Annotated in this window: 25 protein-coding genes and 1 other RNA gene; 10 read left to right on the forward strand and 16 right to left on the reverse strand. The window is 33.1% G+C overall.

Going from position 1 to position 26,731, the window contains the following annotated elements:
* Positions 1-19: 19 nt before the first annotated feature.
* The gene (locus tag CSW08_RS12250) at positions 20-925 is read right to left on the reverse strand and encodes an IS982 family transposase (protein ID WP_106657880.1); all 906 of its coding nucleotides are present in this window, start codon (positions 923-925) and stop codon (positions 20-22) included.
* 125 nt (positions 926-1,050) lie between these two features.
* Between CSW08_RS12250 and CSW08_RS12255 the strand changes: the two genes are divergently transcribed.
* A complete protein-coding gene (locus CSW08_RS12255) occupies positions 1,051-2,067 on the forward strand; it encodes a ThuA domain-containing protein (RefSeq protein WP_106660174.1) in 1,017 nt (338 codons plus the stop codon).
* A 9-nt stretch (positions 2,068-2,076) separates the two neighbouring features.
* Here CSW08_RS12255 and CSW08_RS12260 read toward each other — a convergent pair whose 3' ends face one another.
* Entirely contained in the window at positions 2,077-2,805 is a 729-nt protein-coding gene (locus CSW08_RS12260; protein ID WP_106660175.1) for an NYN domain-containing protein, read from the reverse strand.
* A 191-nt stretch (positions 2,806-2,996) separates the two neighbouring features.
* Between CSW08_RS12260 and CSW08_RS12265 the strand changes: the two genes are divergently transcribed.
* Entirely contained in the window at positions 2,997-5,585 is a 2,589-nt protein-coding gene (locus CSW08_RS12265; protein WP_238987259.1) for a zinc-dependent metalloprotease, read from the forward strand.
* A 162-nt stretch (positions 5,586-5,747) separates the two neighbouring features.
* Here the strand turns inward: CSW08_RS12265 and CSW08_RS12270 are convergent, their stop codons facing one another.
* From CSW08_RS12270 to CSW08_RS12290, 5 genes are all read right to left on the reverse strand, one after another.
* Positions 5,748-6,830, reverse strand: coding sequence for an iron-containing alcohol dehydrogenase family protein (locus CSW08_RS12270; RefSeq protein WP_106660176.1), 1,083 nt, complete (start codon positions 6,828-6,830; stop codon positions 5,748-5,750).
* Between the two features lie 76 nt (positions 6,831-6,906).
* Complete coding sequence (locus CSW08_RS12275; protein ID WP_106660177.1) at positions 6,907-7,611, reverse strand: HAD family hydrolase; 705 nt, start codon at positions 7,609-7,611, stop codon at positions 6,907-6,909.
* The gene (kdsB, locus tag CSW08_RS12280; RefSeq protein WP_106660178.1) at positions 7,602-8,330 is read right to left on the reverse strand and encodes a 3-deoxy-manno-octulosonate cytidylyltransferase; all 729 of its coding nucleotides are present in this window, start codon (positions 8,328-8,330) and stop codon (positions 7,602-7,604) included. Before kdsB ends, CSW08_RS12275 begins: the two co-directional genes overlap by 10 nt.
* Before the next feature lie 49 nt (positions 8,331-8,379).
* Positions 8,380-8,940: a DUF4126 domain-containing protein gene (locus CSW08_RS12285; protein ID WP_106660179.1), complete on the reverse strand. Its 561-nt coding sequence runs from the start codon at positions 8,938-8,940 to the stop codon at positions 8,380-8,382.
* Positions 8,941-8,984: 44 nt separating this feature from the next.
* Positions 8,985-10,409 carry an ATP-dependent DNA helicase gene (locus CSW08_RS12290; RefSeq protein WP_106660180.1) on the reverse strand — a complete coding sequence of 475 codons (1,425 nt, stop codon included), beginning with the start codon at positions 10,407-10,409 and terminating at the stop codon, positions 8,985-8,987.
* A gap of 130 nt (positions 10,410-10,539) precedes the next feature.
* Here CSW08_RS12290 and CSW08_RS12295 point away from each other — a divergent pair, with 130 nt between their 5' ends.
* The 5 genes from CSW08_RS12295 (at position 10,540) to CSW08_RS12315 (ending at position 14,105) form a co-directional block, all read left to right on the forward strand.
* Positions 10,540-11,277, forward strand: coding sequence for a hypothetical protein (locus tag CSW08_RS12295; RefSeq protein WP_203226887.1), 738 nt, complete (start codon positions 10,540-10,542; stop codon positions 11,275-11,277).
* Positions 11,261-12,082 (forward strand): DUF3822 family protein, encoded by an 822-nt coding sequence (locus CSW08_RS12300; RefSeq protein WP_106660181.1) that lies wholly within the window; start codon positions 11,261-11,263, stop codon positions 12,080-12,082. The genes CSW08_RS12295 and CSW08_RS12300 overlap by 17 nt, the downstream gene beginning before the upstream one ends.
* Positions 12,082-12,621, forward strand: coding sequence for a 16S rRNA (guanine(966)-N(2))-methyltransferase RsmD (gene rsmD / locus CSW08_RS12305; protein ID WP_106660182.1), 540 nt, complete (start codon positions 12,082-12,084; stop codon positions 12,619-12,621). The genes CSW08_RS12300 and rsmD overlap by 1 nt, the downstream gene beginning before the upstream one ends.
* Positions 12,622-12,787: 166 nt before the next feature.
* The gene (locus CSW08_RS12310; RefSeq protein WP_106660183.1) at positions 12,788-13,315 is read left to right on the forward strand and encodes a nuclear transport factor 2 family protein; all 528 of its coding nucleotides are present in this window, start codon (positions 12,788-12,790) and stop codon (positions 13,313-13,315) included.
* Positions 13,316-13,349: 34 nt separating this feature from the next.
* Positions 13,350-14,105: a hypothetical protein gene (locus CSW08_RS12315; protein ID WP_106660184.1), complete on the forward strand. Its 756-nt coding sequence runs from the start codon at positions 13,350-13,352 to the stop codon at positions 14,103-14,105.
* Between the two features lie 57 nt (positions 14,106-14,162).
* Here the strand turns inward: CSW08_RS12315 and rnpB are convergent.
* Positions 14,163-14,509: RNase P RNA component class A (gene rnpB / locus CSW08_RS12320), an RNA gene on the reverse strand.
* 231 nt (positions 14,510-14,740) lie between these two features.
* Here rnpB and dnaX point away from each other — a divergent pair.
* Positions 14,741-16,453, forward strand: coding sequence for a DNA polymerase III subunit gamma/tau (gene dnaX / locus CSW08_RS12325; protein ID WP_106660185.1), 1,713 nt, complete (start codon positions 14,741-14,743; stop codon positions 16,451-16,453).
* A gap of 51 nt (positions 16,454-16,504) precedes the next feature.
* Here dnaX and CSW08_RS12330 read toward each other — a convergent pair whose 3' ends face one another.
* Genes CSW08_RS12330 through CSW08_RS12355 form a run of 6 tightly spaced genes read right to left on the reverse strand, consistent with a single transcriptional unit; the run spans position 16,505 to position 22,914 of the window.
* Positions 16,505-17,878 (reverse strand): nucleotide pyrophosphatase/phosphodiesterase family protein, encoded by a 1,374-nt coding sequence (locus CSW08_RS12330; RefSeq protein WP_106660186.1) that lies wholly within the window; start codon positions 17,876-17,878, stop codon positions 16,505-16,507.
* Positions 17,875-19,071, reverse strand: coding sequence for a metabolite traffic protein EboE (gene eboE / locus CSW08_RS12335; RefSeq protein ID WP_106660187.1), 1,197 nt, complete (start codon positions 19,069-19,071; stop codon positions 17,875-17,877). The genes CSW08_RS12330 and eboE overlap by 4 nt, the downstream gene beginning before the upstream one ends.
* A 15-nt stretch (positions 19,072-19,086) precedes the next feature.
* Positions 19,087-20,229, reverse strand: a complete 1,143-nt coding sequence (locus tag CSW08_RS12340) for a 3-dehydroquinate synthase (RefSeq protein ID WP_106660188.1) — start codon at positions 20,227-20,229, stop codon at positions 19,087-19,089.
* Positions 20,230-20,240: 11 nt separating this feature from the next.
* Positions 20,241-21,164: a UbiA-like protein EboC gene (eboC, locus tag CSW08_RS12345; RefSeq protein ID WP_106660189.1), complete on the reverse strand. Its 924-nt coding sequence runs from the start codon at positions 21,162-21,164 to the stop codon at positions 20,241-20,243.
* Positions 21,145-22,053 carry a TatD family hydrolase gene (locus tag CSW08_RS12350; protein ID WP_106660190.1) on the reverse strand — a complete coding sequence of 303 codons (909 nt, stop codon included), beginning with the start codon at positions 22,051-22,053 and terminating at the stop codon, positions 21,145-21,147. Before CSW08_RS12350 ends, eboC begins: the two co-directional genes overlap by 20 nt.
* Positions 22,054-22,059: 6 nt before the next feature.
* Positions 22,060-22,914: an EboA domain-containing protein gene (locus CSW08_RS12355; RefSeq protein WP_106660191.1), complete on the reverse strand. Its 855-nt coding sequence runs from the start codon at positions 22,912-22,914 to the stop codon at positions 22,060-22,062.
* A gap of 137 nt (positions 22,915-23,051) precedes the next feature.
* On the opposite strand from CSW08_RS12355, the gene miaE reads away from it, so the two are divergent.
* Positions 23,052-23,633 (forward strand): tRNA-(ms[2]io[6]A)-hydroxylase, encoded by a 582-nt coding sequence (gene miaE / locus CSW08_RS12360; protein WP_106660192.1) that lies wholly within the window; start codon positions 23,052-23,054, stop codon positions 23,631-23,633.
* Here miaE and CSW08_RS12365 read toward each other — a convergent pair.
* Together CSW08_RS12365 and CSW08_RS12370 are read right to left on the reverse strand one after the other, a co-directional pair.
* Complete coding sequence (locus tag CSW08_RS12365; RefSeq protein WP_106660193.1) at positions 23,630-24,223, reverse strand: porin family protein; 594 nt, start codon at positions 24,221-24,223, stop codon at positions 23,630-23,632. The genes miaE and CSW08_RS12365 overlap by 4 nt on opposite strands.
* Positions 24,224-24,565: 342 nt before the next feature.
* Positions 24,566-25,666, reverse strand: a complete 1,101-nt coding sequence (locus CSW08_RS12370) for a glycosyltransferase family 4 protein (protein ID WP_106660194.1) — start codon at positions 25,664-25,666, stop codon at positions 24,566-24,568.
* Between the two features lie 172 nt (positions 25,667-25,838).
* On the opposite strand from CSW08_RS12370, the gene CSW08_RS12375 reads away from it, so the two are divergent.
* Positions 25,839-26,717 (forward strand): IS982 family transposase, encoded by an 879-nt coding sequence (locus CSW08_RS12375; RefSeq protein ID WP_106658080.1) that lies wholly within the window; start codon positions 25,839-25,841, stop codon positions 26,715-26,717.
* The last annotated feature ends 14 nt before the right edge of the window (positions 26,718-26,731 follow it).

A 26,731-nucleotide genomic window follows, 5' to 3' on the forward strand; every position in this document is an offset into this window, starting at 1 on the left:
TAACGTGAGTTCGATGTAATTATAAAGTTAAATACAGTTGCTTTGTATCGACGAAGTTGTTTTTTAAAGAAGGTTTTCTATCTTTAAAATTATAGGCAATAAGTGAGGCAAAAATATTATTGAAGTAGTTGGTTACGCTTCTATGTCTAGAATGTTCAACTTGGCAAATGTTCTTGAGTTGGTCAAAAATAGTTTCGATAATGGCCCTTTTTCTTAAATGATAAGCATCTTGCACAGGGGTCAATAGTTTTGTTTTCATGTTCTTTTTAAGCTTGGTTACCAGATGCACTCCATTATAGAACAACTCAGTAAATAGATCTTTGGAGATGTAGCCTTTGTCACCAAAGAGCTTCCCAAACAGCTTTTTAACAAAGGCTTTGAAGCGTAAAGGTTTTCTATCATCCACATTGCCTTTAGTTATCATAAAATCAATGATACCGCCTTGGTCATTGGTGATTATGTGCAATTTGAAACCATAGAACCAACCCAGGGAACATTGTCCCCTTTGTGCCAAATCCTTGAATACCCTATGTTGGTTAATTCTTCGCTTGTCACAAACCCTTAGGGGCGTAGAATCTATAAAACTAATCCCCGTACAATTTGCCAATCCACAAACTTTGAGGTAAATAGCCAGGGGCATAAAGCTTTGCCCTTTGAGTTCCACCATACGATTATAGGATACCAGGTTTGGAAAATAACTGGTTAGATGTTTTGAGACATAGCCTATATAAAAATCCTTGAAGGTTTTATACCCGGATAAATGGAAAAGCACTTGAATGGTCATTACTTCAGAGAGGCCCATTTTTGAAGCTCTGGTGCGCTTTTTTCCATTGGCCAGTAGGCTTTTTTGCCAAAAAGGGACAAATTCAAGACAAAAATCATCAATAGAACAGAAAATTTCAGTAATTTTAGAATCGGAAATCATAGCGAAATATTTAGTTATATAATTGAAATTCAGAACTTTAATTTACTAAATTTTTCGCTTTTTTATTATAAATAAATCAACTTTTTTACGTCGAACTCACGTTAACTAAATAAAAACAGTATAAAATGAGACTAAAAATAATAGCATGCATCATCATCTGTAGCATCGCGGGTTTCGGCTCTGTGTTTTCACAAACTTCCCCTAAAGTATTAAAAGCCCTTATTATTGATGGCGATAGTAATCATGGCATTTGGCCAAAATCGACATTTATGATAAAGGATTACCTGGAGCAATCGGGTCTTTTTGAAGTTGATATTTATAGAAAAGAGTTTGTTTGGGTTGGTCCGGCCCATGACAAAGTTGAAGGTATTACTAACATCAATGAGCTTGTTACTAAATATCCTTTAAATGATGGCAAAGAACATACAGTGGTTTCTAAAGCACAATTTGATCCCAATTTTAATCCAGATTTTACAAAATATAATGTTATAGTTTCAAACTTTGGTTGGCAAGCCTCAGAGTTACCAGAAATCACGAGAACCAATTTGGAAAAATACATGTTAAATGGTGGCGGATTAGTTATTGTTCATGCGGCAAATAATCCTTGGGGAGACTGGGAGGAATTTAATAAAATGATTGGTCTTGGCGGCTGGGGCGGTAGAAATGAAAAAACAGGACCTTATGTCTATTACAATGAGAACAATGAGAAAATTGTAGATACTATAAAAGGCAATGCTGGTTCCCATGGTGCACAACATAATTTTTTGATAGAAACACGCGCGCCAGAACATCCCATTATGAAAGGACTTCCTAATTTATGGTTGCACAATAAAGATGAACTGTATGAGCGTTTACGTGGCCCTGCCGAAAACATGACTGTTCTTGCCACAGCTTATTCAGATAAATCCACAGATGCTAGAAGAACAGGAAGGGATGAGCCAGCGCTTATGACCATTGAGTATGGCAAAGGGCGTATTTTTCATACTATTTTAGGCCATATGGACTATTCCATGGAATGCGCAGGATTCATTACGACGTTACAGCGTGGTGCCGAATGGGTAGCTACTGGAAAAGTAACTCAAAAAATTCCAGATGATTTTCCAACAGAAAATCAAGTAAGTATTAGAAAATGGGATAAATAAATAATTTAATTATTTATTTTTTACATAAATCAACTTAAACCTAGCGTTGGGCTGATCTCGTTGTTCCAATTCAAATTGATTTAACGATTTAAAAAGAGGCGTTAATTTATCAAAACCAAAATTTCTAGCATCAAAATTGGGTTGCTTTTTAATAATAAGCGACCCAACATCCCCTAGAAAAGCCCAGCCATCTTCATCGGCAGCATCTGCTACGGAATTTTTCAAAAGTCGGATTACATTAGGGGTGATATTATATAAATTATCTTTTTTGGTTTTACTTTTATCGTTGGTATCTTCTTCTGAACTCTTTAATATTTCTAAATAAATAAATTTATCGCAAGCCACTATAAAGGGCTCTGGGGTTTTCTTTTCTCCTATCCCATAAACCTGCATACCTGCTTCTCTTAAACGAGTCGCCAATTTAGTGAAATCGCTATCAGAGGACACTAGACAAAACGCATCTACTCTACTTGAATACAAAATATCCATGGCATCGATAATCATCGCAGAATCAGTAGCATTTTTACCAGTGGTATAGCTGTATTGCTGTATGGGGCTTATCGCATTTTGTAGAAGGACACTTTTCCATTTAGATAAATGAGGTTTGGTCCAATCTCCATAAATTCGTTTTATGGTGGGAGTACCGTACTTTGTAATTTCTTCCATCATTTCACTGATGTACTTAGATGGAATATTGTCACCATCAATTAAAACGGCTATTTTAATGTCTTTAATCATGCTTGCAAATATACTGAAATTAGAAAGTAAACATTGACGTTGTTTATTAATTATGTTAATAATCTCCCTTCACAATTATGATCCATCGTATTATTTAACATTTTTACACAACTTCTTACTATTATATTTTTTACATTTAACATGACTAATTCAAATTAACAGGATTTTATCCTAAAAAATCGTTTTACATAATGAAATCTTATCATTTAAAAATTTACAAAGCAATTTGTATGGTTTTTTCATTGGTGCTATTCTTATCATCACAAAATATTGAAGCTCAAAGAAAGAAAAAAGACACTAAAAAGGACGTTACAGAAGAAGCTGCAAAAACTCCTAAAGAAAAAACAATTAAGGATTTAGTTAAATCCAGCGAAAAAATTGAAGGCTTATTTACCCTGTATCGAGATACCATTACAGGATCCATACAAATGATTGTATGTGAAAATCAAATAAATAACGAGTTTATCTATTTTAGCCAGATTTCCGATGGTGTCAGTGATGTCGGTAGGATTAACAGGGGTTCGTACAACGACTCAAAAGTATTTAAAATTGAAAAATATTTTGACCGAATAGAATTTATAGTGCAAAATACCTCTTTTTATTTTGACCCTGAAAATCCGTTATCCAAATCTAAAGACGCCAATACAAGTAATGGTAACATTGCTAGTATAAAAATTGAGGCCCACGACAAAAAAGAAGGTGCATATCTAATAAAAGCAGATGATTTATTTCTAAGTGAAGTGTTATCCCAAATTAAAAATCCGAGTTTGCCAGGAGAATCCCCAACTGCATTTAAATTGGGCAATCTGGATAAATCCAAAACTAAAATAAAAAATATTAAAAATTATCCTGAAAATACAGATATTGAAGTTGAATACACCTATACGAGTCCATCTGTTTTTAACAATGGTTCTAATGCTGTGGCCGATGGTAGAAATGTCAGCATAAAAGTATATCATAGCTTATTGGCCATTCCTGAAAATGATTATGAGATTAGATTTGATGACCCTAGGGTTGGTTTTTTTACCACTCAAATTGAAGATCAAACTTCTACAAGTTCCATTCCTTACAGAGATTTAATCCATAGATGGCATTTAGTTAAAAAGTATCCAGATTCTATTATTTCTGAACCTGTAGAACCCATAACTTGGTGGATAGAAAATTCTACCCCTTTAGAATGGCGTGAAACCATTAAAGAAGGTGTTTTACAGTGGAATGTTGCTTTTGAAAAAGCAGGTTTCAAAAATGCGATGGTCGTAAAAGTACAGCCAGACGATGCCACCTGGGACGCGGGCGACCTAAGATATAATGTACTGAGGTGGACATCATCACCTGAACCTCCTTTTGGTGGTTATGGCCCTAGTTTTGTGAATCCAAAAACAGGACAAATTTTGGGAGCAGATATTATGTTAGAGTTTTTACATTTTACAAACCGTGTTCTTTATGATAAAGTATTTGAACTGGTTTCTGTTGATGAACCATTTAACGATTCAAACACTAATAAAGATAATTTCAAGTATTGCTCGTTAGGAGAGGAATTGCATCAAGAAGTTATGTTTGCCGATGCTGTTATTTCTGCTGACAGCAATTCAGAATTACAAATGGAACGCGTAAAAAGGGAATCTATGATGGCTTTAATTATGCATGAGGTTGGGCATACCTTAGGCCTAAATCATAATATGAAAGCAAGTCAATTATTTTCACCTGAACAATTGAATGATGCCGATTTTATAAATGGAAAATGTTTAACAGCGTCTGTAATGGACTATGCTGCATTAAATGTAACAAGAGACAGAACAAAACAAGGGCAATATGATGATGTAGCTGTTGGACCTTATGATCATTGGGCCATACAGTTAGGTTATAAGCCTTTTAAAACTGAAATGGAACGTCAAGCTTTACTTGATGAATCTACCAAACCAGAGCATATATTTGGAAACGATGCAGATGATATGCGTTCTCCTGGAAAGGCCATAGACCCAAGAGTCAATGTATCCGATCAATCAAACGATCAAATAACTTGGGCCATCGATAGGATTGAATTATCTAATGATTTGATGAAAGATGTAAAAATGAGATTTACCAAAAGTGGCGAATCGTATCAGGAATTAAGACGGGTTTATTATCTATTAAGTAATCAAAAGGGCTCTGCGGCAAACACCATTTCAAGATTTATAGGCGGTGTGTATGTAGAGCGTGCTATGGCTGGTCAAGATGGTGGCGTTCAACCATACACTCCTGTCAGCTTAGAAGACCAAAAAAGAGCTATGGCAGCATTAAGCAACTACGTGTTTGCTCCAAATGCATTTAACGCACCAAATGATTTATACAATTATTTGGCTATGCAGCGTAGAGGTTTTAATTTTAGGTTGCCAGAGGATCCTAAAATTCATGATCAAGTGTTGGGCTACCAAAAAAATGTGCTCAGTCAGCTATTGCATTACAACACAATGCAAAGAATTTCTGATTCTGAACTTTATGGAAATGAATATTCGCTTTCCAATTTTATGACGGAATTAAACGATGCTATTTTTAAAGTAGATATTTATGGTAACGTGAATTCCTTTAGACAAAATCTTCAATTGGAATACACCAATAATTTGATCGACATATTAACAGGAAAGCAAGCAGAGAGATATAATAACAATGCAAAATCAATGGCGTTATATAATCTAAATGCCATTAAAACTATGGCAGCATCATCGGGAGATATCGCTTCTAGGGCACATAAACAGCATTTAAGAACACTTATTGACAATGCTTTAGAAGAAATTAAGTAACAGACCAATACTAAGGATAAAAAAAAAGCTACCGTTTAACGGTAGCTTTTGTGTTTTTAAAAATAGCCAATGTTTCTTTTTAGGAACAACCATAATTGTTTAATTTATGTTTCATTGCTATACTACTATAAATTCAATTTTTATGCCATTATTCAAATGCGGTTACATTTTCTGGTATAATTCCTTAAGTTTTTTTGCAGTCATTATTTTTTTCCAATTATTACCCAGAGCATTTTCCCATAACGGTCCTAAACCTAAGGCTACTCCAATCATAATATCAAAGTCTTCATCGGTTAAATTGGAACAAATTCCTTGGGGCAGCATTATGTTATGTTTACTTTTCATGGTTTTGAAAAGCGCCACTTCTTTTGGGTAATATTCTTCTAAATGGTCAAATACAATGCAGTTACCAATACCATGTTTAGTACCCAGTAAATAAGATAATCCATAACTCATAGCGTGAGCAATTCCAACCTGGGAATAAACAATGCTCATACCGCCATGCCAGGATGCCATCATAAGTTTTTCTTGAGATCCCACATCGCTAAGTGTATTATCCAAAAAGATTTCTTTACATAAATCATACGCCATGTTTCCATATGTTTCACTAAAAGTATTCAGATAAGTACCATTTAAAGATTCCGCACAATGAATAAAACAATCCATACCAGTATAAAACCATTGATTTGTTGGGACATCTTTAGTAAGCTCAGAATCTAAAATCACTTGATCAAAAGGTGTGAAATCCGAATTGATACCAAGTTTTTTTGTCGGACCAGTTAATACGGTAGTTCTTGAAACTTCAGCTCCAGTACCAGAAATGGTTGGGATGCCAACATGATAAATAGCAGGATTTTTTACCAAATCCCAGCCTTGATAATCTTTGGCCTCACCTTCATTAGTCAGCATGATTGAAACTGCTTTGGCTAAATCCAATAACGTGCCTCCTCCTATGCCAATAATTCCTGACGGACGTTCTTTTGTAGTTACTATAATGTCTTCAACCAATTCATCAACCTGCGATGTTTTAGGTTCCTCATCAGCAGATATATAGATGATTTTATCATCATAGGACAATGGTATTCTTGAAGTTATCCAAGCATTATTTTTAAATACATCATCTACCAAAAAGATAAATGGAGCATCCGGATTCAAACGTTTTGGGGTTATTATTTCACTTAGCTGGTTGAAACTACCTCTACCAAAAACAACTCTTGGCACCATGGGAAAGTTTTTGTAACTCATTTAATATATTTTCTTTTTCAAAAGTTAAAATTACTATTATTTTAAATCTTAAATCACTTAAAATTCTTAATTCTTTTTAATTAAATAATTCTAAAACCTCTCTTAAACTATGTAAGGTTTTGTAAGTTTTGCCATTTGTTTCTTTTTCAGTGACTTCCTCATGGGCCCAAGTTGTATGAAAAGGAACATGAATAGCGTTGGCTTTAATATTTACTAGTGGTAATACATCAGACTTTAAAGAATTTCCTATCATTAAAAACTCGGAAGGCTTGATATCCAAATGATTTAATAATTTGGAATAATTAGCTTCTTGTTTATCACTCAAGACTTCTATATGATGAAAATAATCCGTTAAACCAGACTTTTTTAATTTGCGTTCCTGATCTAATAAATCGCCTTTAGTTGCTAAAATTAATCTGTAATTTTTTGATAATTTTTTCAAAACCTCCTCTACACCATCAAGTAATTCTACAGGTTTTTCCAGCATATTTTTACCAATATTTAATATGGCTTCAATGGTTTTGTTGGGTACATTATAGTTTGATAATTCTAAAGCAACTTCAACCATGGATAACGTAAACGCTTTTATGCCATAACCATATATTGGTAAATTCCGTATTTCAACTTTAAAAAGCTCTTGATCTATTTGATTAGGCGTTTCATAAACTGAGAGAAGTTTTTGAATTTCTAACTCGGCCTCTCTAAAATACGTCTCATTTACCCACAAGGTATCATCGGCATCAAAACCAATAACCTTTATCTTTTTATAATTTATTTCCATAATTTTTTGGCGCGTTCTAAATCTTCTGGCGTATCAATTTCAACACCCTGTACTGAAGTTTCTACCATTTTAATGCGTTTTCCGTATTCCAAATAGCGAATACATTCAATTTTTTCTGAAGCTTCCAAAGATAACATAGGCAAGTTGTAAAAATCTAATATTGCTTGTTTTCTAAACGCGTAAACTCCTTTATGTTTATAATATTTTGTGCTTAAATTTTTATCTCTAGGATATGGAATTGGACTACGTGAGAAGTATAGGGCAAAGTTATTTTTGTCTACGATAACCTTAACGGTATTCGGATTATTTATTTCACTTTCATCGGTAATATGTACCATAAGCGAGGCTAGGTCTACTTCATTAGTATGGTCCTCTTTAAAAACATCGATGAGTTTTCTTAATGATACTTCTTCGGTAAAAGGCTCGTCACCTTGCACATTGATGATAATATCAATATCTAAATTTTCAACCGCTTCTGCAATTCTATCACTTCCACATTCATGTTCCTTTATGCTCATCATGGCTTTACCCCCATTATTTACAATTTCGTTATAAATAATGGAACTATCAGTAACAACAATTACATCATCAAATAGATTTGTTGCAACTGTGGCTTCATAAGTTCGAAGTATAACCGATTTACCTCCTAGGTCTTGCATTAATTTTCCTGGAAATCTGGAGGCACTATAGCGTGCAGGAATCATCGAGATAATTTTCATTTTAATATAAATCTATTCAATTTCAAAAATAAGATAATTATGTAAGGTATCAACTTTTTGATGTTTTAAACTTTTTATAAATCTTATAGATTACAAACAAGATAATAATAACGAAAACAATCGCTAAAAGTGGTAAAAAAATAGAAATAACGGACATGAACATAGCCGTACCTGTTTCAATAGTTGAAACAATTGGGTTTGCCAAACCCCCAGTAGTTGTTGTTGATGTCAATCTCGCCACACTAGAAGATTCTGAAATGGCGGCAGCTGTTCCGCCGCCAGCTATGATGGCAAGAGTCCAAGATATGATTGGATTTAAATCTACCATAGTAGACATCATAACCGCAGTCCCTGCAAAAGCAGCTAACGGCACAGAAATACTATCCAACACATTATCTATATAAGGAATATAATAAGCCGAAATCTCTACCAGAGTTGCAACGCCAAAAGTAATTAAGGCGGTTAAACTCCCCAACCATTGCCAAGAATCGTTGAGTTGCCAAACATCAAAAAAGGATGCTACGCTTAATGCCAATAGTGGCAAAAAAACTCTAAAACCAACAGATGCGGCTAAACCTATGCCTAAGCATATACTTATAAATGTTTCCATATCCCCTAAATCCCCAAAGGGGACTTTTTATTTATTGTTAATAATTATTTTTCAAAAAAGTCATCTTTGAAACCAATAAGGTACAGTTTTTCTTTGGCTCTTGTAACTGCGGTATATAACCATCTTAAATACTCTTTATCAATACCATTTGGTAAATAGGGCTGTTCAACAAATACGGTGTTCCATTGGCCACCTTGTGATTTATGACAGGTAATGGCATAAGAAAACTTAACCTGCAATGCATTAAAATGTTTGTTGTTTTTAACTTTTAAAAACTTTTTGTACTTACTGGTTTCGTTTTCAAAATCTTTCATGACTTCTTGATATAATCTATTAGAATCATCATAAGACAATGATGGTGTTTCAGATTCAACAGTATCCAATAACAAAACAGTTTCAAAAGGACTCATTTTTGGGTAATCAACCATACGAACTTTAACTTCCGAAAAGCGAAAACCATATAATTCCTCTATTTTAAAAATTTCTAAAACCTCAATAATATCGCCATTGGCTATAAAGCCCGCTTCGGTGGTGGGTTTTATCCAAAAATAATTATTTTTCACCACCATAAGATAATCTCCAACGGTCAATTCACTTTCATTAAATAAAATTTTACTGCGTATTTGTTGATTGTATAAATTGGCACGCTTGTTACTTCTTACTATAATAGTTGTTTCTTCATTGCCTAAGGCACTATAAGCATCATTGATGGCATCCATTATCTCATGACCATCAATAAGTCTGATAATATCTTTAAAATCCGCTAAATCAAACTTAAAATCATCATATAAGGCATTTGATAAGGATTCGCGTAAAACAGTTGCATTCGCTAGAATTCCCGAACCTTGCTCCTGCCTTACAACTTCATCCAATTCCATTATAAAAACCTCTTTATTGTAATTTAAACTCAGAGTGTTTTCATCCAATGCGGGACTTAAATCTAACTTTACTGGAGGCAACTGCGCCGTATCGCCTATCAAAATCAATTTACATTGATGTCCAGAATACACATATTGTATTAAATCATCTAATAAAGACCCATTTTCAAAAAGCTTTGATTCTCCGGGTGTATCTGGTATCATGGAAGCTTCATCTACAATGAAAATGGTGTTTTTATGCTTGTTTGGTTGTAAAACAAACGTAACGCCCCCTCCTTTTTCTGATTTTGGGAAATATATTTTTTTATGAATAGTAAATGCTTCTTTTCCTGAATAATTTGATATTACTTTTGCCGCTCTACCTGTTGGTGCCATTAGCACGGCACTCATTTTTGCTTTCCATAAATTAGTAACAATAGTCCCTATAATGGTTGTTTTTCCCGTACCAGCATAGCCTTTTATAACATAAAGGCTATTTTGAGTTTTGCTGAAAATAAATTCCGCAAGCTGTTGTAATAAAATATTTTGTTTAAAGGTTGGTGTAAATGGAAATTGTTGTTTTATAAGGGTGTAAAATTCAGAAGATGTCATTATTTTCGTGGAAAATTATAAATTATTCAAATATAGAAATGATTTTTACCAACATTGGTTTTTGCGATTAAAAAAAAATTGTAGATTTGCGAAAGACCTTTAATAACATAAAAAAATAAACTAACAAATTATGTGGACAATAATTTTAATTGTAATTGCTGTAATATTATTAACCATTGGCCTGGTTAAGCTGGTAGATAAATTTATACCAACAAAATTTAAACCTGTTTTAATTATTGCCCTTTGGGTACTCATTGCTTTTTTAGCATATAGTACATTCAAATCTGTGTACAGCCCAATACTTTTCAACCAAGAAAAAGAAAAACGTTACGCAGCTGTCATAAAAAATTTAATTGACATACGAAATGCTGAATTAGCCCACAGACAAGTTAAAGGTAAATTTACCGACAACTTCGATACTTTAGTTAAATTTATAGATGAAGCCCAGTTCACTATTACCCAACGTCGAGATTCTACTATAATAGATGTTGAACGAACTAAACTCTTTGGTGTAGATATGACTAAATCCATTGTTTTAATTGATACTTTGGGTTATGTGGCGGTAAAGGATTCTTTATTTAAAAACTCTACCAGGTACAAAACCATGATGAATGTTCCCGTGGGTAAACCAGGAGAAAAATTTCAACTTAAAGCGGGCGTTTTAGAGCAAAATGGTGTAAACATTCCTGTTTTTGAAGTCTCAGTTAAAAAAGATGTTATTTTGTTCGATCAAGAAAAAGATCTATTAATGCAAGAAAACCAAGTAGTATCAGTAGAAGGTGTTAATGGAGACACCATAAAAGTAGGATCTATGGACGAGGTTAATACCAGTGGAAACTGGCCAAAAACTTATGGCAATAACGAGTAATACTTACAATATACCAACTAAACAAGAATTGTCCATTCAAATAAGTTTGAGTGGACTTTCTTTTTGTATTCTGCAGAGAGATACAAAAACCATCACTTTTTTAAGGGATAATAATTTTGATAAGAAATTAAATCATCATGAAGTATTAGATAAACTAAAACATGTATTTAATACAGAATCTTTTTTACAATCCAATTTCCACAATGTACACGTTATACATGTAAACGAACTTTCCACATTGGTTCCCAAGCCTTTATTTGATGAAAATTCTTTAGCCGATTATTTAAAGTTCAATTCTAAAATTTTAAAGTCGGATTTTATAGCGCATGATTCTATTGAAATAAATGATACCGCCAATGTTTATGTTCCTTATGTAAACATCAATAATTTTATTTACGATTTATTTGGTGCTTTCACCTACAAGCATGTTTCGACCATTTTAATTGAACAACTTTTAACTATCGAAAAAAATGCAGAAAACATAAAGGTATACGTGCATGTAAACCAAAATCATTTTGAAATAATTGTTATCGATAAAGGCAAATTAATATTTTTTAACACATTTGAATATTGTTCTGAAGAAGATTTTATATACTACATTTTATTTACGGCAGAACAATTGAAACTAAATCCGGAGACACTTCGCTTAATTTTTATAGGAAATATTCAAAAAGACGATTCATTATACAACATGGCATATAAATACATAAGACATATTGAATTTGGTAATCGTCATGAAAATTATAATTATATGGAAAAGCCCCAAACAAATCATTCCAATTTCACTTTAATCAAAAGCTTTTAATGCGAATCATCTCAGGATTATATAAAAGTCGAAAAATTGTAGCTCCAAAAAACTTGCCTGTACGACCTACTACAGATATGGCGAAAGAAGGATTGTTCAATATTTTAAACAATCATTTTTACTTTGATGAAGTATCTGTACTCGATCTTTTTGCTGGTACAGGAAATATAAGTTATGAATTTGCCTCAAGAGGCACAAAAGATATCATTTCTGTAGATCAAGACCTTGGCTGTATAAAATTCATCAATCAAACTTCAGAAGGTTTTAAAATGCCTATTAAAACTATTAAAAGTGATGCTTTTAAATTTTTGGAAAAAGCATCATTACAATTCAATATCATTTTTGCAGACCCTCCTTACGCCTTTACTTTAGAGCAGTTTTCAAAAATTCCAGAATTGGTATTCCAAAATAAATTATTGGAAGATGATGGGGTATTAATTGTAGAACATTCTAAAGAAACTGATTTATCCCAATTAGTACATTACCACTATTCAAAAAGTTATGGCGGAAACATGTTTAGTTTTTTTGAAAACAATTAATTTTTAACTAAATATAATCATAATTCCTTTTTTTTCAGTACATTAGGTATCCTCCTAAAGGATTCCCGACTCTATAAATGATTCTTTATCCGCTGCAATTAATAATATTTTCATTCTATTTTGTTATGGCTTAATGTGTATTACTAACCTTAAAACCATAAATTAAATGAAAAAACTATTATTACTAGTCACTGTAGCTGCATTATTTGCTGCATGTCAAAACAAACCGGAACGCTATACAACAACTTCAACCAATATTGATGTGATTAAAAAATTGGTTAGCGATTATGAAGCAGGTAATTGGGATGCTTGGACTTCAAATTATTCAGATAGTGCAAAAATTTATCAGAATACATGGAAAAAAAGTGCTACACCAAAGGAAACAAGTGCGTCCTTACAAGGTTTGCTCGACAATACCTCTAGCTATGGTTTTAAGCATGGTGAAGATGAAATATTTTTTGAGCAAACTATTGATGATAAAGGAGAGACTTGGGTAAATTTTTGGGGTGTTTGGCATGGTACATTAGCTGCTAATGGGCAAGAATTAGAAGTTCCAGTACACTTAACCTGCCACATGATTGATGGAAAAATTGCCGAAGAATACGGATTTTATAATCTATCAGAAGTCATGGCTGCCCTTGAGGTTATTGAAGCCACTAAAATGGATATAGAAATGTCGGCAATGGAAGAATAAATTAATATTTACCAACCAAAAAAAAAAAACAATTATGAAAACTTTAAAAAACTTATTTTTTACGGCATTTATTTTATGCCTATTTATTAATGTTTCCTTTTCTCAACAAATGTATCATGTGCATGAGGATGTGTTAAAACCCTCTCACGTTAAGGAATACGAAAGTATTTTGGCAGAATTGATGTCAATGCTAAATAAAAATGAAATCAAAGATTCTAAATGGCTGTCTTTTGTCACTGACAACTCTCATTACCTTTATTTACGTGCCATTGAAAACTACGCAGATTTAGATAAACCTAATTTTATAAGTCAATTAATAGAAAAAGAAGGAAAAGAAAAAATTATTGCTCTGTTCAATAGGATGGACAAATGTTATGATACAGAACTAGATTATATTATTTCTTTAAATAGCTCACTTTCATATATGCCCAATGGTATAAACCAAACACCCGAAGGTGAAAACTATAGAAAGAATCATTTTTTTTACGTTTCACCAGGTCAAAGAGATGTGGTTCTAGAAAAAATGAAGGCAATTAAAGCTTATTTTGAAAGCAAAAAATCTAAATTGTATTATAGAATATACAATAGTGGATTTGGCACCGATGGCGAATTTTATATGGTTGCAATAGCCGCAAAAGATGCGGCCGATTTGGAGATGAAAAATAAAGAAAATGAAACACTAATTGGTGAAGAAGGTCGAAATCTTATTAACGATATGTATTTTAATACTTTAAAATATGAGACAAAAGAATTGATGTTTAGACCTGATATTAGTTTTTCCTCAAAATAATTTCCTTTAACAATTCAATTTAAAAAAGCCCTTCTTAAAAACCAAGAAGGGCTTGTTTATGTAAGCAAATCTATAAGCCGAATTCTGTATATCCTGAACTTGTTTCAGTCCCGATAGCTATCGGGATCCTAAATCAAGTACAAAACACCCTTATCATTTATCTGAGTGCATTGTTACCAATACACTTTAGCTGCCTACCCTCCAGTATTGGGCGTGCTACCCTTAAGCACTGGTATACATGGCATTGCACCGCATAGAGTTTACATGGTTTCACTACAGCTTGACCTGTACATACTTTCTGTTGCACTATTCCTAGCCTCACGACTGGTGGTTATTAGCCACTATGCTGCACTGTGGTGTTCGGACTTTCCTCTAAATCCTCGCGAAAGCGGGGATCTTATTTATAAATCTTTCAATTCAAAAAATAAGATACCCAATCTAGTTGGGTATTCAGCGATAAGGCGATCTACTTAAGCACAAAATTACAATAAAGAAATTCCAAAATAACATAACTTTAAATACTTTTTACTATAGGCACTTATCACTCAAAGTTGTTAATAACTCCTTTTTAAATTTCACAATGATAATCCCTAATTTTAAACTGAATTTTTAACTTTGTTACTCAAGAAATTTCAATGGAACATTTTGTTGTATCAGCTAGAAAATACAGACCACAAACATTTAAAGATGTTGTGGGACAGCAAGCGATTACAAACACCTTATTAAATGCCATTGAAAATAATCATTTAGCCCAAGCCTTATTATTTACGGGTCCTCGTGGGGTCGGAAAAACGACCTGTGCGCGTATTTTGGCCAAAATGATTAATAGTGACGGTACAGAAACTGGTGATGAGGATTTTGCCTTTAATATTTTTGAATTGGATGCTGCTTCCAATAATTCTGTTGATGATATTAGAAATTTAACAGATCAGGTCAGGATTCCTCCCCAAGTTGGAAAATATAAAGTATACATTATTGATGAGGTACACATGTTATCGCAAGCCGCATTTAATGCCTTTCTTAAAACACTTGAAGAACCACCTAAACACTGTATTTTTATACTTGCCACCACTGAAAAACATAAAATAATCCCAACCATTTTATCTCGTTGCCAAATTTTTGATTTCAAACGGATTACGGTTAAAGACGCCAAGGATTACTTAAAGTATATTGCTAAAGAACAAGAGGTGGTTGCTGAAGATGACGCACTTCATATCATTGCACAAAAAGCGGATGGTGCTATGCGAGATGCCTTATCTATTTTTGATAGGGTTGTTAGTTTTTCAGGTAAAAACCTAACCAGGCAAGCGGTTACCGAAAATTTGAATGTGCTCGATTACGAAACATATTTTGAAAGTACCGACCTTATTTTAGAGAACAAGATTCCAGAATTATTACTTCAGTTTAACAATACGCTTTCCAAAGGATTTGATGGACATCATTATATCGCTGGATTAGCATCACATTTTAGGGACTTATTAGTAAGCAAAACGCCTGAAACTATTGAGCTCTTGGAAGTCGGTGAGCAAACCAAGGAAAAGTATTTAATACAATCTAAAAAAGCCTCCCAAGATTTTTTAATGCAGGGAATTAATTTAGCCAACGATTGTGATCTTAAATACAAAACCAGCAAAAATCAACGCTTATTAGTTGAATTATGTCTTATGCAGCTTGCCTCTATCACTTTTGATGGAGAAAAAAAAAATAGCAAACATTACATAATACCGCCATCCTATTTTAAAAGTAAAGGGATTACGCCCATTACTGTAAATGTTCCCAAAGCGGTAACTATAAATGTTAATGATAAGGAACCATCTGAATCAAATGCTAGCAATTTAGAATCTTTACAGGTGAAAGAACCTCCAAAGATTGTTTTAAAACAAGAAACCAAACACCTTTCCGGACTTTCTTTAAGTAGCATAAAAGCCAAAAAAGAGCATCAAATAAGGCAAATGGATGTTGTTTTAGATGAAGAAAACCTACCTAAAGAAGATTTTACGGAAGAGGCTCTTATTAACTTTTGGAACACCTATGTTAATCAATTGCAAGATAATGGAAAGCATAACCTAGCCTCTATATTGTCTATTGACACGCCTAAACTGGTTGGCACAACAATTTATTTAGAGTTTCCCAATGTCACGAATAAGGTAGAAGTTGAACGCCAACAATATGAGCTTTTAGGTTTTTTAAGGAAATCCCTAAACAATTTTAGCATCGATTTATCAATCACTGTAAATGAGGAAAAAGAAAAGCAATATGCCTATAGCACGTTAGAGAAATTCGAAAAATTAAAAGCTAAAAATCCGAATATAGATATTTTAAGAAAAACGTTTGATTTAGACATTTAATTATGGAAACATACAGATAAAGGAAATCCTAAAAAACCGATATCATTGGTTTTAATTGGTTACGAGGCCGTAGATTAAACCAAATACATCTGTTGCTTCAATGCCTTCCTTTAAAGCTATTTCTTTTGAATTCGTAGCAAAAATAGGATAATCATTTTTATTTTCTGGAATTCTACCATGTGATCCTTTTATTAACGTAGCATCTAAAGGTATCACATTCATTAGGGTTCTAAATCCAAGTTTCTTTTTTATTAATTTGAAAATTATTTTAGGAATAACAAATATATCTTTAGGATTTGTGGTTAATTCAACCGGATCATAACCAGGTTTTTTATGGATATCCACCATTCTAGCAAAATCTGGTGCTTTTGAATCATCCAACCAATAATAATAAGTGAACCAAGAATTTTTATCAGCCACAAGAACGATATCACCACACCGACTATGATTTAAATGGGCTTTTTCAATGTCATCATCTACAAGTACTTTTTCAATGCCTTCAACAGATTTAAATAAGGTAACCAATTCATCTTTCAACGACAAATCGTTCAAATATACATGTGACAATTGATGATCGGAAACGGCAAAAGCTTTACTTGCACCAGGATCAAGAAGTTCCAAACCACGTTCTATTCTAATATCTAAAAACCCTTTACTTCGTAGAATTCTATTAGGGTGAATGGGATTATTGACATCAGTAATGCCATACTCTGATAGCAAAATAATATTAGTGTCTTTTTGATTGTAATAGTTGACCAATTGTTTTACAATGTCATCAACTTCTTTTAAATCTTTACTGATTTTAGTAAAATCCAATCCATATTTTTGAATATTATAATCTAAATGCGGAATATAAATAAGGGTTAAGGTCGGATTGTAAATTTCATCTGTCCTCATGGCACCATCAGCAATCCATTGGCTGGATTTAATAGATGTTTTAGGACCCCAAAAACTAAACAGCGGAAATGTTCCCAATTTATTTTGAAGTTCGTCCCTGAGTTCTGATGGATGTGAATATACATCTGGTATTTTTCTGCCATCAGCAAGGTAATTAGGACGTGGTGTCACACTAAAGTCAGCTTTGGAATTCATATTGTACCACCAAAAATGATTGGCACAAGTAAAATCATGATGCTCTTTTTTTAATATATCCCAAATTTTTTCTGATTGAACTAAGGTATTGGATTGTCTCCAAAATTTAACTTCATGCTCATCTTTAAAATACCAACCGTTGCCCACAATGCCATGTTCTGAGGGCAATTTACCAGTGAGATAGGTTGATTGCATGGTACAAGTGACTGCTGGAAGAATAGGCTTAATTGTGGTAGATAAACCGTCCTCTAAAAAGTTTTTAATGAATGGCGTATGCTCTCCAATCAGTCTTTTGGTTAATCCTACTATATTTATAACAACCGTTTTTTTCATTCCAATTTAGCTTTTAACCAATTTAATTCCCTAGCGATAGATTGCGTGATATCGACTTTTAAAGTATTAGGGAGCACATCCCAAGTATAGGTTTCTACCTCTAAATGGTTTGAAACTTGGTGATTTTTTAAATACTGTAACGTATTTAAAATTTGGTCTTGGGTAGAATATAAATTATCGAATTTTTCCAAAAAAATAGGGACATGAAAATGGGCTCTTAATTCTTTATGCTGCTCTTTTTTACGAAGTATGATGGGTAAATCGTTGTAAACCTTAATGTTACCTCCCACTTTTTCAGTCACTTGGTGTAAATAAGTAGGTTCATCAAATCGTTCTAACGAATTCCATATTGCCCCTTCTTTTCCTTTCTCAAACAAAATTTTTAAAGCGGCACTGACTTGTATTTTACCAACACCAATGCCCTCCTTTTCCAAGGCTTGAAATGTGTCTTCTGGATTTTCATAAGCCAATGAAAAATGACAAATGTCGTAGCAAAGGGTGATATATCTCTTTATGATGTTTTCAATTTCCAAGGCATCCAAATTCAATTTTGGTCTTAAAATACTAACCCCGATTGGAAGTAAAAAATTTAAATAAAAGTCTAAAAATTCTTTTGTATTTTCAATAAGTCCATCAGGTTCTGGCTCAATATCCAAATGCAAATAGTTGCCTGATGTTTTTTCTATAGCATAAAGTTGTTCTACGATTTCGCATAATTGTTCTGCTCCTTTTTTTAAAGCTTTAGAAATATCATTTTTAGAACTAAACCAATGTTTATAGCTTATTGGCGATGTTGATATGCCCCCAGAAATGCCATTTGGAAGCATTAAATCCAATTGCGTAAACAATCTTTTGGTATAAACCAGTCGTTCATTTGTTGTCCAGTCTGGAGCATGTACTTGTTCTTTTACAATCGTATTGTGAAAATTTCCATAGGGAAATCCATTCATTGTAAACACATAACAATCATTATCTGATAGCCATTTTTTAAAATCTGACAAATTATCGCCTACAGCTAGTTCTTCGCTAGCATTGTTTGATAAACGCAATCCTATTCCGAAAGGAGAACTCCCTGAGACCTCTTTTTTTATTTTAGTAATGTATTTTTTTATATTTGAAAACGTCGTTTCCCAATCTTCACCGGGGTGAATATTAGAACAATACGTTATATGATATGTATCTTTAATTAGCATTCATATAGCTTTTTGTTATAAAAATAAAGAAATAGCTTCATTCATTTTAACAGTATCGATTTTATGTACATCAAACTTTTTTCCTATTTCAGAAATAAGCGTAATGGTAAGTTCGCCTCCCAAATGTTCCCTAAATTCTTCAATGCCATTGATAAGTTCATCTATTTGATATTCAGAAATTGGTAATTTTAAATTAAACCCTATGCGTTTCATAGCGCCTAAAATAGCTTCCAAAATAGTTTGATCAATGAGACCAATTAATTTAGCATAAGTAAGGTCAATGGCCATACCAATAGCAACAGCTTCACCATGTCTAATGGCATACTGTGTAATATGTTCCATTTTATGGGCTGCCCAATGTCCGAAATCAAGTGGCCTTGATGAACCATTTTCAAAAGGATCGCCTCCTTGTGCAATATGCTCCATATGCAATGCAGCGCATTTGTATATGACATATTGCATACTTTCCATATCTCTGTTTCTAAGTTTTTCAGACAATTCTACAATGTCATTATAGAATAATTTGTCTTTAATAAGTGCCACCTTTATGGCTTCAGAAATACCAGAAATCCAATCTCTTTGATCTAATGTTTCTAGAAAATTACTATCGTTTATAATGGCATACGGTAAAGCAAATGTTCCTAGAAAATTTTTTTTACCAAAATGGTTTATACTATTCTTAACCCCTACAGCGGAATCATTTTGAGAAAGTACCGTCGTTGGTATTCTGAGTAGTTTAACACCTCTGTGTGCAATGGCACAAGCATACCCAACCATATCTATAACAGCGCCGCCCCCAATAGAGGCTACAAATGAATGTCTACAAATATTAAAATCGTTGATGCCTTGTAATACGGTGTCCAGGTGTTCACTACCAATTTTTACTTGCTCGCCTCCTGGCACCACAATAATGCTCTTAAATTCAATGTGTGAACTATAATGCTCGCAGTAGGACATGATGTCTTTTCGTAATAGTGGATGAGCGTTGGCTACACCTTCATCTACAACAAATAGCATTTTAACCCTAGATGTCTTAAGGTACCTGCTTATAATGTCCGCAAACAATGTGTTGCTATGATTGAATAAGTGATTTGTAAAATATAATTTATAATTATACTCCACTTTAAAGGTTTGCTCTATGGTTTTAGGGATGTGCATTAAAAAATTATTTACGTAACTAAAAATCGTTTTGATAAAAATAAGGATAAAGGCAATAGTAAAAGAATTATTATTCCAACCCACCAATTTGATACACTAGCAGCGATAGCAGCATCCATGACCACTAAAGAAAGAACCCCTGCCTTTACTGCTTTTTTTATATTACTTGGTGAATTTATTTTATAGGCTTTTACTAATGGTATAAAGATAGCTAAACCAAACAATAGCAAAAATGGTACTACTTGAAGAAGCACATCAATGTCCGTTGAGTTATAAAAAAGAATGAAAAAAATGACCAAAGAATACAGTATCGCTGAAAAAATAATATTCTTTTTATTGTTTCCATGTACCTCTCCTCTACTTATTAAAGTGACTCCAAAAATGTAGATGATGGGAATCATTATATAAATCCATTTAGAAAAGGGAGGCAATCCTAAAATACACATGCCCAATAACAAGTTAAGTCCTCTACAGAAACCCATTGCCAAAGGACCAAAAAAAACATGGTGTTTTGCTTTTGAATCATATAGTAGAATGGACACAGCAAGACATAAGGCCACAAAACCAGCATATAAATTACTAGCAAACGACAGTATTATGCCGAAAAAAAGTAAACTTCCACCCAAAAAAGCGGCTGTTTTTAACGAAACTACGCCGCTGGGAATGGGACGTTCGGGTCGTTCTTCCGTATCTATTTTCAAATCAAAAACATCATTGAGAACAACACCTCCGGCATATAAAAATACCGATGCAAGTGTCAATAAAATAAAATCTACAATTATTTCTTGAGGTATTTCTACCCAACCAGTAGCAAAAAAACCAGCAATGGCAGCACCTGTGATAATATCTGCAGCTGCTGTTGGTAAATTTGGAGGTCGCATTAAAACTAGGCAACCTTTTAAAACGGATGTTTTTTTAGATGATTTTATTCCCATCAATTTTTGGCTCCTGACCTCTTAATACGCTATTATCGTTAAATAACTCTCTTTGATCAATGGCTGAAGTTCCCAACCAATGTGATTCTTTCATTTTGCCATTTTTACCAAAGGCATCCAAGGCATTTTGATAACAGGTTTTTATAACATCTTCTCTTGATATGCCTCGTTCTAACATTAATGCAGCTGTTTTTGGAACCGCTAATGGGTCGCTAACACCCCAATCGGCTGAACTGTCCACTAAAATATGGTTACTTCCAAATTTTCTAACAACTTCCACCATCCGTTCATTGCCCATTTTTGTTTTTGGGTAAATAGTAAAGGCAGCTATAAAACCACGGTCTAAAACGTCTTTAACGGTTTCCTCATTATTATGATCGATGATGACATTGGCTGGATCTAATCCGTGCTCCAAACACACTTCCATACTTTTAATGGTGCCCGATTTTTTATCCCTGTGCGGTGTATGTACTTGAACCGTCATATTCAATTCCTTGGCCATCTCCAATTGCATTCTAAAATATTTGTCTTCTGCCGGCGTTTGGTCATCATAACCGATTTCACCGATGGCGACTACATTTTCTTTGTGAAGATACAACGGCAATAATTCTATGACCTGTTCTGCTAGTGCTTCATTATTAGCTTCTTTAGAATTTAAACCGATGGTACAATAATGTTTTATTCCAAACTGACTTGCCCTAAATGGCTCCCATCCTACTAAACTGCTATAATAATCCTGAAAAGACCCTACTTGTGTTCTTGGTTGTCCTAACCAAAATGACGGCTCAATAATAGCCACAATGCCAGCTGCTGCCATAGCTTCATAGTCATCTGTTGTTCTTGAAGTCATATGAACATGGGGATCTATTATCATTAATTTTTCTTGCATAAATCTTTATTTTATAGTGTCCCAGTTTATCAAATTCTGGTCTACTTTTTGTTTTAACAACGTGTTGCGGTTTAATAATTTTGTAGCTTTATCATTATCGGATAATGAACAACTTATAGCTGCTGCTATTTGTTCTTTTTCATTGGAACTTTGAAATAATTTTTCCATGTCCTTCAATAAAATTTCATCTAGAAATTTACCAACAGGTCTCCAAGAATACGGATTAATGTCTCTTGATGCTGCCCATCTCTCATGCGCGTAATCTGATATAATTCTTGCCAGTTCTTTATTGGCCCTTTTATCTATATCTACAATAGCACTTAAATCCCTTTGCATAAATACTGCTTTTAAAAACATTTGATTCCATTGTTGGTCATTAAAATACAAAGCTGGATACGGATTATTTAATGATATTGCATCAAAAATGGGGGTAATATTTGTTCTGAGCGCGTCAACAGCAACATGTTTATAAGCTTCAGGATTGGGCAACAATATCAAGTATTTAAGAAAAGTTTCCAATTCCGTTGTATCGGCAATCTGGATGATATTGGACACTTTACTCGTAAAGAAATCATCATCCGATTCCAAAACCCGCACCAACATATAAATACGTGCCAGTTGTAAATGATTGGCATGGTGATTTTCAAGGTAATCAAATACTTCAGAACTACCTGAAGGCATGAGCAACTTTTTATCCGTGCTGATTTTTGAGGCTATTAAACTATAAGTTAGATATAAATCTTTGGTGGATTTTGCTGAAATGATATGATTTATTTTTTCCTCCAACCACTCCGATAATTCGATAGTATAATTATAATCAATGACCCTTTTTAGGTCTTCGCAAACATTCTTAAATAACATATTTTACTACTAAAAATTAAATATTTTAAATTGGAGAATTAGATTTAATTATAATTGGACTTAATATTTTCAAAAAAGTTAAATATCAAACTAAGGTTAATTCAATTCTTTTTAATTTAGCAATCAAATATAATAAAATGCTAGGTTTAAAACTACCAACTGACCCTCGTTGGGTCAACATTGTTGAGAAAAATATAGAGGACATATTAACAGATCATGCTTTTTGCGAACAAAAGGCTACAAGTACGGCGATTTCGCTTATTGTTAGTTTTCCAGAGTATACAGAATTAGTTCAAGAAATGGTTGCTTTGGTTAAAGAGGAAATCAGTCATTTTAAAATGGTACATGATAAAATAATTGAACGGGGCTGGACACTTGGTAGAGACAGGCGTGATGATTATGTGCTTCAATTAGTGACATTTTTTCCAAAAGGCGGAAGCAGGACCACTCAATTAGTGCATCGTTTATTATATGCGGCCTTGATTGAAGCCAGAAGTTGCGAACGATTTAGATTACTCTCTGAAGAACTTCAGGATAAAGAGTTAGCGGCTTTTTATAGAAATTTAATGGTCAGTGAAGCCAATCATTATTCCATGTTTTTAGGGTTTGCTAGAAAATATAGAAACAAAAAAGAAGTTGATACCAAATGGCAACAACTTCTTGAATATGAATCGAAAATAATAGCTAGCTTAGGGAATACAGAAACGATTCACGGTTAAAATTGATAACCGATGCCTATTTGGATATTGGTGTTTTTAGCTTCTATACCCAAATCATCATGAAAGATGTTTGTAATGCCGTAAGTGTATCTCGCATCAACAAACAAAACTTCATTGATTTTATATTCAAATCCTGTAACACCTGAAAAAGCTAAATCTTTTATACCATCATTAAGCTTGTGAACTTTCCAACCAGCTTGTGGACCCACTCCAAATTTTATTCTCGGGCTTAATCTAAATTTTAAAAAAATAGGAGCTTGTATGTAATCTAAATGTAATTTTTCATCATCGGCACCTTCAGCAGAAAACTGTAATTCTGGTACCAGAGAAACTGTGTTCGATAGACCTATATCTGCAAAAGCACCAAAATAAATACTATTCCGATGTTTATTTTCCATAATAGATGTCCCATCAAAATCTAAATTTGAGATATTATATCCACCTCTAACACCATATATAACACCTTGAAATGAAGGTGTTTTAGAACCTGACGCATAAGTATCAGAAACTTTGATATCGATCTTGTTATCTTGACAAAATCCAATAATAGGAAAACCAAGAAGTATTGTTAAAAGTAATAGTTTTTTCATAATTAATAGGTTGGGGTTTAAATTATTAGCAACATTGCAAGGACGAATATATATTATAAATTAAAATCTAGATATTTTAAAAGGTGAATTGCACAATTTTACTGTGTATTGCTAGAAACGGTATCAAAATATATCCTTTTTATTATACCATCTACCCTATTTTGGTTTAAATTAAGTTCTGTGATATGCTGTTTTGAAGTGTACTGAAATAGGTACTAAAATGGGGTTTACCTTCAGGCATAACCTAAACTTTTAAAATTTTATTTATGTTTACTCCAGAACCAATTACATTTATCTATTCATAAAATTCTGGTTTATAAAATTTTAAATAACTTATTTTAATTAATCAATTAAAGCCTCAAACATATTTTTCCATTTTGGAAATATTACGTCAGGAGACAATTTTAATATATTTTTTCGGGCTTGAACCCCCATTTTTTTTCTTTGTTCTGGATTTTCTATTAATTGCATTAATGAAGCTGCAAAAGCTTTGGTATTATTTACTTCTACTAAACAGCCGTCTTCATTATTTGTAATTAATTCTTTTACGCCACAAGGACAATTAAAAGCAACCGCAGGCACACCACAGGCCATAGTTTCTACAAGCACAAGAGGAAAGCCCTCAAATCTTGATGAAAGGGCATAAATAGACGATTCTAAATATACCTTCATGATATTTGTCACTGGCTCGTAAAAATTTATATATTCTGAAATATCATATTTTTCGGCTAACTTGATATACTTTAATTGTCCATCTTTTTTCCCATAAATATCCAGTTTCCAATCTTTGTGCGTTTTTACAACTTCTGCCCAACTTTCAATCAAATAATCGAAGCCTTTTTGGTGGTTGTGCCTTCCCACTGCCAACACACGTTTGTTTTCTAAAGGCGCATAAAGGTTTGGGTAAAAGATTAGCGGATTGCTTATTATTTCAATTTGGGTTTTTAAGTATTTCCATTCTTTAATATGATCGTGTGATAGTAACACTACTTTATCATATCCTTTTCCGCTGTTATTCAATAAAACTATTTTTACCTTATTGATTATTTTAGTTGCAAATGAATTTAAATTTTGTGAGTAATTAACGCTTTTTGAATTGTGTCTTTCGTAAACGTATTTAAATTTTTTATTTAAAAAATGTGGTATATAAAGTCCAATAATATTGTCTATACAAACCACAACAACATCTGGATTTTCTGTTTCTAAAATCTTATTTACCTCCTTGAATTTTGAAAAATAGCCAAAAGATGTTTTTGTTTTAGGTAAGTTATATTTTTTTAGTGCACTGTTAAATTCAAAAAATGGTGTCTTGCCCCCTTCATTTAAAGCAATAATAACAATATGGTAACCGAACTCTTTAATAAAATAATTGGTTTTTAAAGCAATTATTCGCTCTTGGCCAGTCGTACCATTTAATTGATTAACAATATATAATAACTTCATTCCTTTCGTAGTATTAAAGTTAAAGTTGGGGTGTCAAAAAAATCATTTTAAAGCCATCTATTATAACTATACATTTTTACAACAATAACCCGTTGTGCATTATGATTTAAAAGAAAAAAGTTGTCCATATTACTGATAATCAGTAAATTGTTTTAGCGATAAAACATTAATTATGAACAACTTAAATGCAAATTACGAAAGAATATTGGAAGTATTACAAAAAATATCAAAAGAACAACTTTTGGACTATCAAAGACGTCGACCGAAGCTGAGTGATTTGGAACTGATTTGTTTAAGCTTAACAGCTGAATTTATGGGAATAGATAGTGAGAATGATTTATTTAGAAAGCTCCCTGTCATTATTGCCTCAAAAATAGACAGGAGCGTCTACAATCGAAGAAGACGGAAATTAGTAGGTTACATGGATGATATCCGATTAAGATTAGCCTCTCATTTTAATGAATTTGAAGATTATTTTATAGTGGACAGTATGCCTTTAGAGGTTTGTAAATTATCACGAAGTTCCCGTTCGAGAGTCTGTAAAGAGGATGCCTATGCTTTTCCTGACAAAGGCTATTGTGCCTCCCAAGGTTCCAATTATTATGGTTATAAGCTGCACGCCGTCTGTTCTATTAAAGGTGTTTTTCAAAGTGTCGATTTGAGCCCTGCATCGGTACACGATGTCAATTACCTTAAGGACATTAAAGCACAAATGGGCGATTGCACTTTAATTGGAGATAGAGGGTATCTATCAGCAGAAATACAGCTCAATTTGTTTGAAACCTGTAACATAAAGCTAAATACACCTATGAGAAGCAATCAAAAAGATTATAAAAAACAACCTTACATTTTCAGAAAAAAGAGAAAAAGAATAGAGACATTGTTCTCACAATTATGTGACCAATTTATGATAAGACGTAATTATGCCAAGTCTTTTCGAGGATTTAAGACTAGGATCCTATCTAAAATAGCGGCCCTTACAACAATTCAATATATCAATAAGTTTATTTTTGATAGAAACATCAACAATATTAAAATTAGCATTATTTAAAATGCACAACGAGT

It is taken from the genome of Confluentibacter flavum (assembly GCF_002843175.1).
Classification (GTDB): domain Bacteria; phylum Bacteroidota; class Bacteroidia; order Flavobacteriales; family Flavobacteriaceae; genus Confluentibacter; species Confluentibacter flavum.

Excerpts from the sequence above, each read along its gene's own strand:
- CSW08_RS12365 (WP_106660193.1), bottom strand. The coding sequence starts at position 24,223 with ATGAAAAAACTATTACTTTTAACAATACTTCTTGGTTTTCCTATTATT.
- CSW08_RS12330 (WP_106660186.1), bottom strand. The coding sequence starts at position 17,878 with ATGAAAAAAACGGTTGTTATAAATATAGTAGGATTAACCAAAAGACTG.
- rsmD (WP_106660182.1), top strand. The coding sequence starts at position 12,082 with ATGCGAATCATCTCAGGATTATATAAAAGTCGAAAAATTGTAGCTCCA.
- CSW08_RS12265 (WP_238987259.1), top strand. The coding sequence starts at position 2,997 with ATGAAATCTTATCATTTAAAAATTTACAAAGCAATTTGTATGGTTTTT.
- CSW08_RS12250 (WP_106657880.1), bottom strand. The coding sequence starts at position 925 with ATGATTTCCGATTCTAAAATTACTGAAATTTTCTGTTCTATTGATGAT.
- CSW08_RS12340 (WP_106660188.1), bottom strand. The coding sequence starts at position 20,229 with ATGCACATCCCTAAAACCATAGAGCAAACCTTTAAAGTGGAGTATAAT.
- miaE (WP_106660192.1), top strand. The coding sequence starts at position 23,052 with ATGCTAGGTTTAAAACTACCAACTGACCCTCGTTGGGTCAACATTGTT.
- CSW08_RS12315 (WP_106660184.1), top strand. The coding sequence starts at position 13,350 with ATGAAAACTTTAAAAAACTTATTTTTTACGGCATTTATTTTATGCCTA.
- CSW08_RS12285 (WP_106660179.1), bottom strand. The coding sequence starts at position 8,940 with ATGGAAACATTTATAAGTATATGCTTAGGCATAGGTTTAGCCGCATCT.
- CSW08_RS12310 (WP_106660183.1), top strand. The coding sequence starts at position 12,788 with ATGAAAAAACTATTATTACTAGTCACTGTAGCTGCATTATTTGCTGCA.
- dnaX (WP_106660185.1), top strand. The coding sequence starts at position 14,741 with ATGGAACATTTTGTTGTATCAGCTAGAAAATACAGACCACAAACATTT.
- eboE (WP_106660187.1), bottom strand. The coding sequence starts at position 19,071 with ATGCTAATTAAAGATACATATCATATAACGTATTGTTCTAATATTCAC.
- CSW08_RS12270 (WP_106660176.1), bottom strand. The coding sequence starts at position 6,830 with ATGAGTTACAAAAACTTTCCCATGGTGCCAAGAGTTGTTTTTGGTAGA.
- CSW08_RS12295 (WP_203226887.1), top strand. The coding sequence starts at position 10,540 with ATGTGGACAATAATTTTAATTGTAATTGCTGTAATATTATTAACCATT.
- CSW08_RS12355 (WP_106660191.1), bottom strand. The coding sequence starts at position 22,914 with ATGTTATTTAAGAATGTTTGCGAAGACCTAAAAAGGGTCATTGATTAT.
- CSW08_RS12375 (WP_106658080.1), top strand. The coding sequence starts at position 25,839 with ATGAACAACTTAAATGCAAATTACGAAAGAATATTGGAAGTATTACAA.
- eboC (WP_106660189.1), bottom strand. The coding sequence starts at position 21,164 with ATGGGAATAAAATCATCTAAAAAAACATCCGTTTTAAAAGGTTGCCTA.
- CSW08_RS12255 (WP_106660174.1), top strand. The coding sequence starts at position 1,051 with ATGAGACTAAAAATAATAGCATGCATCATCATCTGTAGCATCGCGGGT.
- CSW08_RS12260 (WP_106660175.1), bottom strand. The coding sequence starts at position 2,805 with ATGATTAAAGACATTAAAATAGCCGTTTTAATTGATGGTGACAATATT.
- CSW08_RS12300 (WP_106660181.1), top strand. The coding sequence starts at position 11,261 with ATGGCAATAACGAGTAATACTTACAATATACCAACTAAACAAGAATTG.
- CSW08_RS12290 (WP_106660180.1), bottom strand. The coding sequence starts at position 10,409 with ATGACATCTTCTGAATTTTACACCCTTATAAAACAACAATTTCCATTT.
- kdsB (WP_106660178.1), bottom strand. The coding sequence starts at position 8,330 with ATGAAAATTATCTCGATGATTCCTGCACGCTATAGTGCCTCCAGATTT.
- CSW08_RS12370 (WP_106660194.1), bottom strand. The coding sequence starts at position 25,666 with ATGAAGTTATTATATATTGTTAATCAATTAAATGGTACGACTGGCCAA.
- CSW08_RS12275 (WP_106660177.1), bottom strand. The coding sequence starts at position 7,611 with ATGGAAATAAATTATAAAAAGATAAAGGTTATTGGTTTTGATGCCGAT.
- CSW08_RS12350 (WP_106660190.1), bottom strand. The coding sequence starts at position 22,053 with ATGCAAGAAAAATTAATGATAATAGATCCCCATGTTCATATGACTTCA.